At 72.4% G+C, this 12,576-nt stretch carries 13 protein-coding genes; 8 read left to right on the top strand and 5 right to left on the bottom strand.

Annotation, left to right across the window (positions count from 1 at the left end; genetic code table 11):
- Positions 1 to 67: 67 nt before the first annotated feature.
- Entirely contained in the window at positions 68 to 913 is an 846-nt protein-coding gene (locus ACZ4WH_RS34710) for a DUF1206 domain-containing protein (protein ID WP_468188321.1), read from the bottom strand.
- 926 nt (positions 914 to 1,839) lie between these two features.
- Between ACZ4WH_RS34710 and ACZ4WH_RS34705 the strand changes: the two genes are divergently transcribed.
- A complete protein-coding gene (locus ACZ4WH_RS34705) occupies positions 1,840 to 2,502 on the top strand; it encodes a ScbR family autoregulator-binding transcription factor (RefSeq protein ID WP_468188319.1) in 663 nt (220 codons plus the stop codon).
- A 183-nt stretch (positions 2,503 to 2,685) separates the two neighbouring features.
- Here ACZ4WH_RS34705 and ACZ4WH_RS34700 read toward each other — a convergent pair whose 3' ends face one another.
- Positions 2,686 to 3,138: an SgcJ/EcaC family oxidoreductase gene (locus ACZ4WH_RS34700; protein WP_468188317.1), complete on the bottom strand. Its 453-nt coding sequence runs from the start codon at positions 3,136 to 3,138 to the stop codon at positions 2,686 to 2,688.
- A gap of 91 nt (positions 3,139 to 3,229) precedes the next feature.
- On the opposite strand from ACZ4WH_RS34700, the gene ACZ4WH_RS34695 reads away from it, so the two are divergent.
- Together ACZ4WH_RS34695 and ACZ4WH_RS34690 are read left to right on the top strand one after the other, a co-directional pair.
- Positions 3,230 to 3,718, top strand: coding sequence for a MarR family winged helix-turn-helix transcriptional regulator (locus ACZ4WH_RS34695; RefSeq protein WP_468188316.1), 489 nt, complete (start codon positions 3,230 to 3,232; stop codon positions 3,716 to 3,718).
- A gap of 111 nt (positions 3,719 to 3,829) precedes the next feature.
- Positions 3,830 to 4,696, top strand: a complete 867-nt coding sequence (locus ACZ4WH_RS34690) for a class I SAM-dependent methyltransferase (RefSeq protein ID WP_468188314.1) — start codon at positions 3,830 to 3,832, stop codon at positions 4,694 to 4,696.
- A 12-nt stretch (positions 4,697 to 4,708) separates the two neighbouring features.
- Here the strand turns inward: ACZ4WH_RS34690 and ACZ4WH_RS34685 are convergent, their stop codons facing one another.
- Complete coding sequence (locus ACZ4WH_RS34685) at positions 4,709 to 5,530, bottom strand: DUF1684 domain-containing protein (protein WP_468188313.1); 822 nt, start codon at positions 5,528 to 5,530, stop codon at positions 4,709 to 4,711.
- A 277-nt stretch (positions 5,531 to 5,807) separates the two neighbouring features.
- Between ACZ4WH_RS34685 and ACZ4WH_RS34680 the strand changes: the two genes are divergently transcribed.
- Positions 5,808 to 7,988 (top strand): MMPL family transporter, encoded by a 2,181-nt coding sequence (locus tag ACZ4WH_RS34680; RefSeq protein ID WP_468188311.1) that lies wholly within the window; start codon positions 5,808 to 5,810, stop codon positions 7,986 to 7,988.
- A gap of 145 nt (positions 7,989 to 8,133) precedes the next feature.
- Here the strand turns inward: ACZ4WH_RS34680 and ACZ4WH_RS34675 are convergent, their stop codons facing one another.
- A complete protein-coding gene (locus ACZ4WH_RS34675; protein ID WP_468188310.1) occupies positions 8,134 to 9,060 on the bottom strand; it encodes an SDR family oxidoreductase in 927 nt (308 codons plus the stop codon).
- A gap of 85 nt (positions 9,061 to 9,145) precedes the next feature.
- Here ACZ4WH_RS34675 and ACZ4WH_RS34670 point away from each other — a divergent pair, with 85 nt between their 5' ends.
- Positions 9,146 to 9,712 carry a TetR/AcrR family transcriptional regulator gene (locus tag ACZ4WH_RS34670; RefSeq protein ID WP_468188309.1) on the top strand — a complete coding sequence of 189 codons (567 nt, stop codon included), beginning with the start codon at positions 9,146 to 9,148 and terminating at the stop codon, positions 9,710 to 9,712.
- A 49-nt stretch (positions 9,713 to 9,761) separates the two neighbouring features.
- Here ACZ4WH_RS34670 and ACZ4WH_RS34665 read toward each other — a convergent pair whose 3' ends face one another.
- Positions 9,762 to 10,160 (bottom strand): ACT domain-containing protein, encoded by a 399-nt coding sequence (locus ACZ4WH_RS34665; RefSeq protein WP_468188308.1) that lies wholly within the window; start codon positions 10,158 to 10,160, stop codon positions 9,762 to 9,764.
- A 211-nt stretch (positions 10,161 to 10,371) separates the two neighbouring features.
- Between ACZ4WH_RS34665 and ACZ4WH_RS34660 the strand changes: the two genes are divergently transcribed.
- From ACZ4WH_RS34660 to ACZ4WH_RS34650, 3 genes are all read left to right on the top strand, one after another.
- Entirely contained in the window at positions 10,372 to 11,094 is a 723-nt protein-coding gene (locus ACZ4WH_RS34660) for an FAD binding domain-containing protein (RefSeq protein WP_468188307.1), read from the top strand.
- A 54-nt stretch (positions 11,095 to 11,148) separates the two neighbouring features.
- Positions 11,149 to 11,610, top strand: a complete 462-nt coding sequence (locus tag ACZ4WH_RS34655) for an AAA family ATPase (protein WP_468188306.1) — start codon at positions 11,149 to 11,151, stop codon at positions 11,608 to 11,610.
- Between the two features lie 79 nt (positions 11,611 to 11,689).
- On the top strand, positions 11,690 to 12,556 hold the full coding sequence (locus tag ACZ4WH_RS34650; protein WP_468188305.1) for an MBL fold metallo-hydrolase: 867 nt from the start codon (positions 11,690 to 11,692) through the stop codon (positions 12,554 to 12,556).
- The last annotated feature ends 20 nt before the right edge of the window (positions 12,557 to 12,576 follow it).

The raw sequence follows: 12,576 nt of genomic DNA, 5'->3' as shown, positions 1-12,576 counted from the left end.
GGGTCGTCGGGCCGTCGGGTCGTCGGTTCGGTTCGGTTCGGTTCGGGTCGGGTCGGGTCGGGTCGGGTCAGAGCTTGCGCCAGCGCGCGACGCACCAGGAGAAGACGCCGAACGCGGCCAGGCCGAGCGCGACCAGCGCGAGCAGCCAGGGCCCGGCCGGCAGATCCCGGAAACCCCGCAGCGTGTCGTCCATGCCCTTGGCCTTCCCCGGCTGGTGCTGGACGGCCGCGACGAGAGCGAACACGCCGGCCGCGGCGAAGACGACGCCGCGAGCCGCGCCGCCCGTCACCCCGAGGCCCTCCACGACCGGCCGGACCCGGGCGGACATGGCGCTGGTCCGCAGGTTGTCGCGGAACTTCCGCTGGAGGGCCCGCACCGAGATCCAGATCCCGGCGATCACCACGGCGGCCCCCGCGACGCCGAGGAGCCATTGGCCGCCGGGCCAGTCCAGCACCCGTGCGGTGACGTCGTCGGTGTGCCGGTCGGAGGAACCGCTGCCGCTGCCCCGGTCCCCGGCCGCGTAGGAGAGCACCGAGTAGGACACGAAGCAGTAGAAGACGAAACGGAAGAGGGCCGCCGCCCGCCGGGAGATCCTGGACCCGTCGGGGCCGTAGCCGCCGAACACCGCCTCCGACAGCCGCCACAGCGCCATCCCGGCGAGGGCGACGCCCACGATCCACAGCATCGCCGACCCGAACGGCCGCCCGGCCAGCTGACCGAGGGCACCGCCGCGGTCGGCCTGGTGCCGTCCGCCGTCGCCGCCGAAGGCGATCTGCACCGCGATGACGCCCACGAGTACGTAGATCAGCCCACGTGCCGCGAAGCCCGCCCGGGCCGCCGCGTCCAAGACCGGGCTGTCCGCCACCCGCCGCGCCCGGAACCGTCCCCGCAGCGCCCATGTGTGTGCATCCATATTCCGCCGGTGCCCCGGGGTCCCGGTTCGATACCTGTCCGTGGGGGCGGGGAGAGGCATGCGGGCGGGTACCGGCCGGATGGTGAAGCCCGCCGACAGCGGGGCCGCGGGAACGACCCGCGCGCTCGACGCGGTGCCCGTGGCGAACTCGTCCAGCGCCGCCCGCGCTGACGGCCCCCTGAGTACCGGGACCGGCGGTTTGCGCTCCGCATGACGACCGGGCCCGGGATGCGAGGATGGCGCGCCATGACAGCAGGGTGGGGTGTGCGCACGGTACGGACCGCTGTGTTCGCGGCCGTCTGCGTCGTACTCGCCGCTCTCGGGCACGCCCTGATGTCCGGCCGTACGTCCCCGCGTGGGCGCTGCCCGCCGGCCTCGCCGCGACCGGCGGCGTGGGCTGGTGCGCCTCGGTACTCCCGTGTCAGCGTGCCGTCGCCCGCTGCCCGTGCGCGCGTCGTAGGGCCGTCTCCCCATGCACCGGACCGTCCGCGCTCAGGCGTCCCCCGGTCCGGTCAGGGTCGACCCGAGAAGGACACCAGGTGATCACTCCTGTCCTGCCCGCAGCACGAACCGCGTACGACCGGACGGCAACCGTCGATGAGCGGCGCAAAGGATTTTGATCAGCGCGCCTCCGCGTCGGCCCCCATGCCCCCGCGCAGACGTCCACCGACCAGCACCAGCCAAGCCCCAGCCGTCAGCAGTCCACCGGCCAAGAGGACCCCCCGGCGCACCGGTAGCGGCAGGATCAGCCCCCGGCCGCACCGGTCCCACCGCAACCGAATTGCGGGCCCGGTGCCACGCCCGGAGTGCCTGTGTCGGGCGCATGTGCCAACTCCGCGTCAACCGCCCTGGCCCACCTTTTCGTTGAGCGGCCGTGCGGTAGGGTACGAGCTGTTTGGTTTAATTTTCAGCTTGGGGGAGGGTCCATGGCTCAGCAGGAACGAGCTGTCCGGACCCGACGTGCTGTTCTGGAGGCGGCCGCCGCCGTCTTCGCGGAACGCGGATACGCGGCCGCCACCATCGCCGAGATCCTGAACCGGGCCGGCGTCACCAAGGGCGCCCTGTACTTCCACTTCGACTCCAAGGCGGCCCTCGCCCGGGGCGTGTTGCAGGAGCAGATGAGGACCGAGTACCACCTGCCCCGGGAACTGAAGTTGCAGGAGTGGGTGGACGCGGGCATGACCCTCGCCAAGCGGCTGCCCCAGGAGCCCATACTGCTCGCCGGTGTCCGGCTCTCGGCCGACCTCCAGGGCCGCGACGTGCTGGGCAGCGCCTGGCCGGCCTGGGCCCGGATGACCTCGTGCGTCCTGACGGAGGCGAAGGAACGCGGCGAGGTGCTGCCGCACGTGGACCCCGAGGAGACCGCCCAGGTCTTCCTCGGCGCCTGGATCGGCGTGCAGTTCGTGTCGCAGGCCGTGGCCGGCTGGGCCGACCTGGACGACCGCATGTCGGCGCTGTACGGCCACCTCCTCCCGGCCATCGCGGCCCCGGCCGTCCTGGTCCGGCTGGACACCGCGCCGGACCGGGGTGCCCGGGTGATCGCCGAGGTCCAGCAGAAGTCTGCGGCGTTCGCCGGCGTCTCCGCCTGACACGGACCATCGCGTCCGATTCCCGCGTGCGGCCGTCTCTCGGGCGGCGCGGGCGGGACACGTACAAGCGTGTATCAAACCGCTGAGACGGTTTATGACAGGGGGTGGATGGTGTCCATCGTGGCGGTGGCCTGAATACCCCCGGAGCCTCGTCGTCGGGGACCCGCTCGCTCCGGCACCCCTTCACGCGCGGTCGGCCGCGGGGACGAGGCCCGGGGCGAACCGGAAGGAGACCGCCTCCATCAGCGGCTTGCGCTTGGTGTTGTGGAAGGCGGCGATCCGCCACGCGTCGTCCGCCTCCCGCACCAGCGTGTACGTCTGCACCTTGCCGAGCCGGCGGGGCCGCCTGCCCTTGTACGTGTCGCCGCGCCCGCTGACCACCGCCGTGTCCGGCCCGAGGAAGCGGATGCCGACGACCTCGTCCGCGAGCCGGGTGTCCTTGAGGAAGGTCGTGAACAGCACGCGGTGGCTCTCGGTGATGTCCCGGCGCCCCTGGTAGAGGGTGCCGACATAGGTGGCGTAGGTGGCGTCCTCGGTGAACAGACGGCCGTAGGCGTCGGCGTCGTGCCGGTTCCAGGCGGCGACCAGGGCGTCCAGGACGGCGGTGACGGCGGCGGTGTCGTGAGACGTGGGCATGACGGAGGTCTTCCCCTCGTGGTTAGACTGGCGCAGAGTCTTACTGAAAACAGTATCTGCATGTGTGCAGCTATTTGGAAAGGGGTCCATCGTGCCGAATCCCGGGAACGGCAGGGACGACGAACACGTGGTCTTCCGTCAGTACCTGGACGCCGTGGGCCTTCAGGGCCTGGCCAGCGCCGAGGCCGCGGGGCTGCACACCTCGGAGTGGTACGCGCTCAGCCTGCTCACCCGCGAGGGCAGCCTGACCTCGGGCGAACTCGCCACCCGCACCGGCCTGACCACCGGTGCCACCACCCGCCTCATCGACCGCCTGGAGCGCGCCGGATACGCCCGCCGGACGCCCGACCCCACGGACCGCCGGCGCGTGCACGTCGAACCCGTCCCGGACGCGCTCGACCGCGTGGAGGAGGTCGTGGGTCCGGCCCGCCACCGTCTGGCCGAGGTCCTGGCCCACTACACACCCGACCAACGCGCCCTGATCTTCGACTACTTCGCCCGCGCGGCGCCCGCGTTCCGCGCCGCGACCGAGGAGATCCGGGCGGCGGCCCCGCGCAGGCGGACCAGGAAGTCCGGCTGAGCCGAGCGGACCGACGACCCGGACGGCTGGGCACACACCGCCCGCTCCCGGGCCCTGACATCATCACCGTCGTCCGTACGACCGCTCCCCACCGGAAGGGCACAGGCCACGATGACCGACTGGGAGTGGGACGAGACCCTCTTCGCGGGCGCCGCCCCCTACTACCAGCAGGGCCGGCTGCCCTACGCCCCCGGACTGGTGCCACGGCTCGCCGAGGTGCTCGCATCCGACGGCACCGGACGCCTCCTCGACGTGGGCTGCGGACCCGGCACCGTCACCCTCCCCCTGGCCCCCCTGTTCCGCGAGGCCGTCGGTGTGGACCCGGACCCCGGCATGATCGCCGAGGCCACGCGCCGGGCCGCCGCCGCGGGACTGACCGCGAGGACCCGCTGGCTACGGCTGCGCGCCGAGCATCTCCCGGCCGGTCTCGGCACGTTCGGCGTGGTGGTCTTCGCCCAGTCCTTCCACTGGACGGACCGCGAGCGGGTGGCGCGGACCGTCCACGGCATGCTCCGGCCCGGCGGAGCACTGGTGCACCTGGCCGACCTGAAGACCGAGCACCGTACGACCGCGGGCCTGCCGCACCCGGCCGTGCCGTACGCCGGCATCGCCGACCTGGTCCAGCGGTACCTCGGCCCCGTCCGCCGCGCCGGCCGGAGCCTGCTGCCGCAGGGCACCCCGGGCGGCGAGGCGGCGGTGCTCTCCGGGGCCGGATTCACGGGCCCCGAGCGGCACGTCGTCCCCGGCGGACAGGCGCTGGTGCGCACCACGGACGACGTCGTCGCCTGGACGTTCTCGATGTCCTTCTCCGCCCCGCACCTGTTCGGCCCGCACCGCGCGTCCTTCGAGACGGACCTGCGCCGTCTGCTCGGCAGCGCCTCCCCGGCCGACCGGTTCGCCGAACGGGTCCCGAGCACCGAGGTGTTCGTCTGGCGCCGGCCGTGGCGTGCGGGGTCACAGGACGGCGGCACTGGGTGACGCCGGATCAGGTCAGGGCTGTCCGCCGCGCTCCAGAGGGATGCGCTCGCCCGCCTCGATCGCGACCGGCAGCCGGTTCTCGGCGGGCGGCAGCGGGCAGGTCGCCAGGTCGGTGTAGGCGCACGGCAGGTTCGTCGCACGGTTGAAGTCGAGGACGACCGTGCCGTCGGGGCCGGGTGCGGCGATCTGGAGGGAGCGGTTCGCGGCGTACGTCGTCACGCCCGAGGTGCTGTCGGTGAACAGCACCATGAGACCACCGGGACCCTTGCCGTTGAACGCGGTGAGGCGGTGCCGTGTGCCGTTCAGCTCGAACTCCACCTGGCCGGGGGAGTCGTAGACGTGCTCCAGTCCCTCCACGGCGGCGCCGACCGTGACGGGCCGCGGCTCCTCGAACGGCAGGAAACGGCCGGTGACGGCCCAGCGCGGGTCCGGGGCGTAGGCGGGCGTGTACCGGAAGGAGGTGCGCAGCGCGTTGCCGGGGTGGCGGGGGCGCAGGATGTCGTGGCCGCCGCGCCGGGCGACTTCGAGCACGGCGTCGCCCCAGCCGGCGTACCGGCTGCCCCGCTCGGGGACGACCCCGAACGCGTACCGGCCGCGTACCACCGTGCCGTCCACGGTCAGCTCCTCGCCCTCCGCCAGCTCGACCACCACTCCGCCGGCGGTGGCCGACCAGTCGCCGGGAGCGTCCTCGAAGCGGGCCGGTTCGGGACTCAGCCAGTGCAGGCCGGTGATGGCGAGGAAGCCGTGCGGTCCGGCCAGGGCCTCCTCCTTGGCCCGGTGCCACTCCTCCCACTCCTTGACGAAGTCCACCCGGTCGATGTCCTGGACGGTCATGTCCGCTCCCTCGGTACGGCGCTGCCGGTCGGGTCCCGCCCTTGTGTCAACGACCGCGATCTCTCCGCTCATCCCGCCCTCGTCCGGAAAGTCGGCCGGTTTCCGTGTCCGGCCGGGGCCGCGTATATCCGAGGAGAAGATGTATGTCCACGGTCACTAGGATGTGAGGCCAAGACAACCATGCGACCGGCCGTTCGTTGCGGGCCGGTCGGGGTCGCCGATGCCAGGGACCGCTCCCCGGGCTGCGGTGATCTTCCTTCCCAGGAGGACCCTCCGCATGTTCCGACGAATAGGCAACGCCGTCGTCCGTCATCCCATTTGGACGATCGTGGCGTGGCTGATCGCCGCGGTGGCCATCGTCGCCACCGCTCCGAGCCTGCCCTCGAACAGTGACGAGAGCAGCTTTCTGCCCAAGAGTTATGAGTCCATCCAAGCGGCGCAGCTCCAGGAGAAGGCGTTCCCCAGCGCCTTCACCCCGTCAGCGATCGTGCTCTACCAGCGCACCGACGGCGGCAAGCTGACCGCCGCCGACCTGCGCGACGTCGCCCGGATCACCTCCGAGCTGAGTGAGAAGCACATCGACCAGGTACAGAAGGTCGTCCCCGGCCAGCCGTCCAAGGACGGCAGGTATGACCTGACCCTGGTCCAGATGGACAGCAAGAACGCCGGTCAGCCCAAACAGGCCGACGCGGCCAAGGAGTTGCGTGACGAGGCCAAGAAACTGGCCAAGGGCACGGATCTCGACGCCAAGCTCGGCGGCTCCGCCGCGCAGGCGCTCGATCAGCAGGACTCGTCCAAGCGTGGCGAGGCGTTGATCGGCCTCGGCACCTTCGCGATCATCCTGGTGACACTGCTGATCATCTTCCGGGCGCCGATCCTCGCCGTACTGCCCCTGGTGCTGATCGGCCTGGTGTCCGCCGTCGCCAACGGGCTGATCGCCTACGCCACCAAGCTGTTCGGCCTGGAGGCCAACAGCTCGATCTCGTCCATCCTGATCGTCGTGCTCTTCGGTGTGGGCACGGACTACTTCCTGTTCCTGATATTCCGTTACCGCGAGAGTCTGCGGGCCGGCGACGAGCCCAAGGAGGCCATGGTCAACGCGGTCGGCCGGGTCGGCGAGGCCATCGCCTCGGCGGCCGGAGCGGTCATCATCGCGTTCCTCGCCCTGGTGCTGTCCACGCTGGGCTTCCTCAAGCAGATGGGCCCGGCGCTCGCCATCGCGGTCGGCGCCACGCTGGTCGCGGGTCTGACCCTGATCCCGGCCGTGGTCTCGCTCATCGGCCCGAAGGTGTTCTGGCCCTCCAAGTCCTGGAAGACGGAGCCCGAGAACGCCCGCTTCGCCGCCCTCGGCCGGGGCGTCCAGCGCCGCCCGGCGCTGACCGCCGTCGTCTCCGGTCTCGTCCTGCTCGTGCTGTCGCTCGGCACCCTCGGCTACAAGGCCACCTTCGACCTGGCGTCGGGCTCCATGCCCAAGACCAAGGAGTCCATGGTCGTCCAGGACGAGATGCAGAAGGCGTACTCGGCGGGCGCCGCGGCACCCACCGACGTCTACCTGTCCAGCACCGACGGCAAGCCGCTGGACAAGTCCGCCTTCGACGCGTACGCGAAGAAGCTCGGCGCCGTGGACGGCGTCGCGAACGCTCGCTTGACCCAGGTGAACAAGGCGGGCACCACCGCGGACTTCACCGTCACGCTCAAGTACGAGGCGTCGACGGACAAGGCGATCGATGCCGTGGGCCGGGTCCGCGACGTCGCGCACTCCACGGCGCCCGAGGGCACCAAGGCGCTCGTCGGCGGCATGTCCTCGATCTACAAGGACATCAACGCGGCGGTCAACCACGACTACCGGACGGTCTTCCCCGTCGCCGCCGCCCTGATCATGGTCATCCTGGGGCTGCTGCTGCGCAGTGTGGTCGCGCCCTGGTATCTGATCGCCTCCGTGGGCCTCGGCTTCGGCGCCACCCTCGGTGCCACCGTGTGGATCTTCCAGGACGCGCAGGGGCACCCGGGCCTGATGTTCATGCTGCCGGTGATCATGTATCTCTTCGTGGTCGCGATCGGCACCGACTACAACATCCTGATGATCGCCCGGCTGCGTGAGGAGGCCCGCGAGGGCCGGGAGCCGCGCGAGGCGGCCGGCATGGCGCTCCGGCACGCGGGGCCGACCGTGGCCGCGGCGGGCTTCATCCTGGCGGCGACCTTCGCCACGATGATGCTGGCGGGCAACTCGCTGCTCTCGGAGATGGGCTTCGCGGTCTCCTTCGGTATCGCGGTGGCCGCGTTCGTCATGGCGATGTTCTTCACCCCGAGCCTCACGGCCCTGATCGGCCACGCGGCCTGGTGGCCGGGCCATGGGGACCGGGCGGAGACACCGGCCGCCGGGACGGGCGCCGGAGCCGTCAGCTCCGGGCCGGTACGGGGCGAGGACGACCGGGATACGGCCGGGCGCCGCCGTTAACGGCGGTCGGTGAGAACGGTCGGTTCCGCCGGGCGTCGCGACTGGCGGCGCTCGGTCTGATCCTCGGTCTGATCAATGGGTCCTGCCGGGCCGTGTGGCCCGGCAGGACCTTTTTCGTGTCCGGAGCGAGAACCGGCCGAGCTGGTCAGCCGGTGGTGGTGGCGGGGCCGTGGAAGTAGTGGCCCTTGTCCAGATCCGCGAGGAGGCCGGGCTGGACCGGTTCCCAGCCCAGCAGTTCGCGGGTCAGGGCGCTCGACGCGACGGCGTCGAGGCCGAGGGGGCCGCTCAGCCAGCCGAAGTGCTCGGCGACGGCCCCGGGTGCCACGGAGGCCACCGGCACCTCCAGATGACGGCCGATCACTTCCGCGAGGTCACGGAGCGCGACACCCTCCTCCGCCGAACCGTGCAGCACCGAGCCGGCGGGCGCCTTCTCGGTCGCCAGCCGGAACAGCCGTGCCGCGTCGAGGCGGTGCACGGCCGGCCAGCGGGTGGCGCCGTCGCCGGGGTAGCCGGAGACACCCTTGGCGCGGGCGATGGCGACCAGGCTCGCGACGAAACCGTTGTCCCCCTCGCCGTGGCAGGTGGGGGAGAGCCGCACCACGGACGAGCGGACGCCGTGCGCGGCGAGTGCCAGCGCCGCCTCGGCGGTGGTCTGCCGGATCGCGAAGTGCGAGCCCTGGAGCACGGGCCTGTCCCGCTCGGTCGCGAGCTGTCCGGGCGCGACCCCGAGCAGCCCGGAGGCCAGGACGAAGGGCCGGCCGGTGCCGGCGAGCGCGTCGCCGAAGGCGTCCACGGCACGGCGATCGGCCTCGGCCGCCTCCTGGAAGCCGCCGCTGAAGGCCAGGTCGTGCTTGAAGGCGAGGTGGATCACCCCGTCCGAGGCGGTGGCCGCGTCCCGCAGCACGTCCAGGTCGTCGACGGTGCCACGGACGACCTCGGCCCCGGCCGTGGTGAGCGCGGCGGCGGAGGCGTCGGACCGGGCCAGCCCGACGACCTGGTGTCCCGCCTCGATGAGGTCGGGCACGAGGGCGGAGCCGATCCAGCCGGACGCCCCGGTCACGAAGATGCGCATGGGAGAACCCCAGACTCTTGATGTCAGTAACTGTCATCGACCCTAGCATTCGATGTCAGTGACTGTCATCGCGTAGGATCTGCGCATGGGCAGATGGGAGCCGAACGCGCGCGAGCGCCTGGCGGAAGCGGCGTTGGAGCTCTACAGCGAGCGCGGGTACGAGCAGACCACCGTGGCGGAGATCGCCAAGCGGGCCGGGCTGACCGAGCGGACCTTCTTCCGCCACTACGCCGACAAGCGCGAGGTGCTGTTCGGCGGCTCCGGGGAGCTGGAGGAGCTGTTCGTGCGGGCGGTCGCCGGCGCACCGGCGCACGCCGCCCCGATCGAGGCGCTGGCGGCCGGACTCGACGCGGCCTCGGAGGTCTTCGCCGACCGCCGCGCGTACGCGCGCGCCCGGCACGCCGTGATCACGGCGAACGCGGAACTCAAGGAGCGCGAGCTGATCAAACTCGCCTCCCTGTCGGCGGCACTCGCCGGCACCCTGCGCGGACGCGGCGTGCCGGAGCCGGCCGCGAGCCTCGCCGCCGAAGCGGGTGTGGCCGTCTTCAAGATCGGCTACGAACGCTGGTTGGAGGCGGCCGAGGACCGCGACATGGCGCGACTCGTGCGGGAGGCGCTGACCGAGTTCAAGGCGGTGGCGAGGGGCGGCTGAGGACCCGCCGGTACTGCCGGACACATCGGAGCGGCCCGGCCCGTACGGCTCAGGGGGCGGCGTCCGCCAGACCCCGGAGGATGTCCATCGCGCGCTCGGCCTGCTCGTAGGGCACGAAGAGGTGGTCGTGGTGGAAGCCCGCCACGACATTGCAGCTCAGGCCCGCGTCGGCGAGCGCCCGGGCGACCGCGGCGGTCAGTCCGACCGCGTCCAGCGCGGAGTGGACGCGCAAGGTGATCCACCCGGCCACGTAGTCGTACGCCATCCCGGCCGCGTCCGCGTCCGCCTGCGGCAGCACGAGGGTGAGGCCCTCCTGCTCGGCGACCGTGACCACCGGGGAGCAACCGGAGGGTACGCCGCCCTCGGCCATGGTGAAGACATAGCGGCCCGGGTTCAGCTCCGGCCGCATGCCGCTGAGCAGCGTGCGCAGATCGGTTTCGCCTGTCACATGTCCCACCCTACGGGCCGTGCCGACGGTCGGCCGCTCAGCCAGGTGGCCCCCGGGCGGCCCCGGTACGGCGACGGTGCCGAGCGCGCGGCGCATGCACGTGTGAGCCCTGTACGCGCCCCCGTCCGTGCGACAAGACTGCGCTGTCGGCGGGCAGCGGCCGGGCGCCGCCCGCTCATCGTCCGAGTCCAGGAAAGGCAGGTCGGCCGCTGTGCTGTTGCGTCTGCCCACGTCCGTGACGGAAGCCCAGGAATGCCTGGCCGAGGGGGCCGTGCCGATAGGCGGGGCGACACTCGTGTGGGCGACCTGGCAGCGGGACGGATTCCCCGGACTGGCCATGTCCCTTCGTGAGTTGCCGGAGGCCAACGTCCTGGGCCGGGAGACCGTGGGCGGCGCCGTGATCCTGCACCGGATCGACGAGCGGGTGCCGGACGTCCTGCGGCTGGCCGCCGCCACGGTCGGCACCGGCGCCGTACGGCGGACGGCGACGGTCGGCGGCAACCTCGTCGGCAGCACGCTGCGCTGCCTGCTGCCCGCCGCGCTCGTGCTGGACGCCCGCGCGACGGTCCTGGAATCCGACGGCGTCCGCGAGGCGGACCTGACCGAGGTGGTCGCCAAGCGTCCCGTGCTGCTCAGCCTGCGCTGGCGCACCCCGATCGCCTCGGCGTACCGCAAGCTGCCCGGCGCGGCGGGCGGCGCGCCACCCCTCGTCGTCGCCTCCGCCCTGCACGCCGGGCACGGGGCGCCCCACCGCGTGCGTGTCGCCGTACGGGACGTCTACGAGGTGCTCAGCGGCACCGCCCCCGGTGACACCGACGCCGAAGCGGCCCTCGCCGCACTGCGCGGTACGGCCCTCGGCGAGCTGCCGGCCGACGCGTGGGACGTCGTACGCCCTCAGGTCGTCGGCCTGATGGAGAGCCACGGTACGGACTGAGGAGACCACTGCCCCCGCAGTCGTGAGCGTCGGTGGCGTGTCATCGTGGTGGGTATGGCGACGGAACCGGACGTGGCGGTGCTGGTCGGGTTGCAGGCTTCCGGCAAGTCCACCTTCTACGCGCAGCGCCTGGCCGACCGGTACGCGCTGGTCAGCAAGGACCTGTTCCCGCGTGGTGCCCGGAACAAGCAGGGCCGGCAGATGCGGCTGGTGGCGGAGCACCTGGCGGCCGGACGGGCCGTGGCCGTGGACAACACGAATCCGTCGCCGGAGGAATGGGGCCCGTTGGTGGAGGCGGCCCACGCCCATGGGGCGACGGCGACGGCCTACTGGTTCCCACCGGACGTGACGGGCTCCCTGCGGCGCAACGCCACCCGCGAGGGCCGTGACCGGGTCCCCGACATCGGTGTCCTGGCAACGCTCAAGCGGCTGCGCAGGCCGTCGCCGCGGGACGGCTTCGACGCGGTGCGCGAGGTCCGGTTCGACGGGCGGGGCGGCTTCGATGTACGGGCCTGAGCCCCGGGCCCACGGCCGACGGGACACCCCTGGAAAGGCGGTCTCCGCCGAGGCCGCACCCCGTGGAAGGAGTCCAGCGGTGGACGGATGGTACGTGGACGACCGCTGCGTCAACTGCGACGTGGCCCGGCAGTTCGCGCCCGAGCTGATCGACGAGGCCGACGGCAGGTCGCGGATTCTGCGCGCACCGGCCGACGAGGCGGAGAACCGGCGGTTGCACGCCGCCGTCTTCGCCTGCCCCACCCGCTCGATCCGGCCGGTGACCGGCCGCGCGGACCCGGCGCTGGACCCGTTCCCGCTGGCCCTGGACGACGGGGTGCTGATCTGCGGGCACAACTCGCCGCACACGGCGGGCGCCAACTCGTACCTGCTCCGGCGTCCGTCCGGCAGCATGATGATCGACACGCCCCGCTGGAGCCGTGAACTGGCCGAGCGCTGCGCGGCGTACGGCCCCGTCACCGATGTGCTGCTCACCCACCGCGACCACGCCGCGCACGGCCGCCGCTACGCCGGCCACTTCGGCGCCCGGCTGTGGATCCACGAGGGCGACCTGGACGCCGCACCGGACGCCGACCAGGTGATCCGCGGACTCGAACCGCTGGAGATCGCCGCGGGCGTCACCGTCCACCCGCTCCCGGGACACACCCGGGGCAGCGTCCTGTATCTCGCCGACGACCGGTACTGCTTCAGCGGCGACAGCTTCTACTGGTCGCGTACGACCGGTGATCTGGAGGTCGCCGAGAGCGTGACCTGGTACTCCATCGAGGCCCTGGCCGACTCCCTGGCCAGGACGGCGGGGCGGCTGCGGTTCGAGTGGGTCCTGCCGGGCCACGGAGACCGGCGCCGCCTGCCGGCCGACGAGATGTCCCGGCGGCTCCACGGCCTGACGGAACGCACACGCCTGCTGCGGCCCCGCCCGATCGACTTCACGGGCGTCCGCTGGTGACCGGACGCCGCACTGTTCCC

It is taken from the genome of Streptomyces sp. NPDC029138 (assembly GCF_055564375.1).
This window is presented reverse-complemented; position numbering and strand designations above follow the sequence as displayed.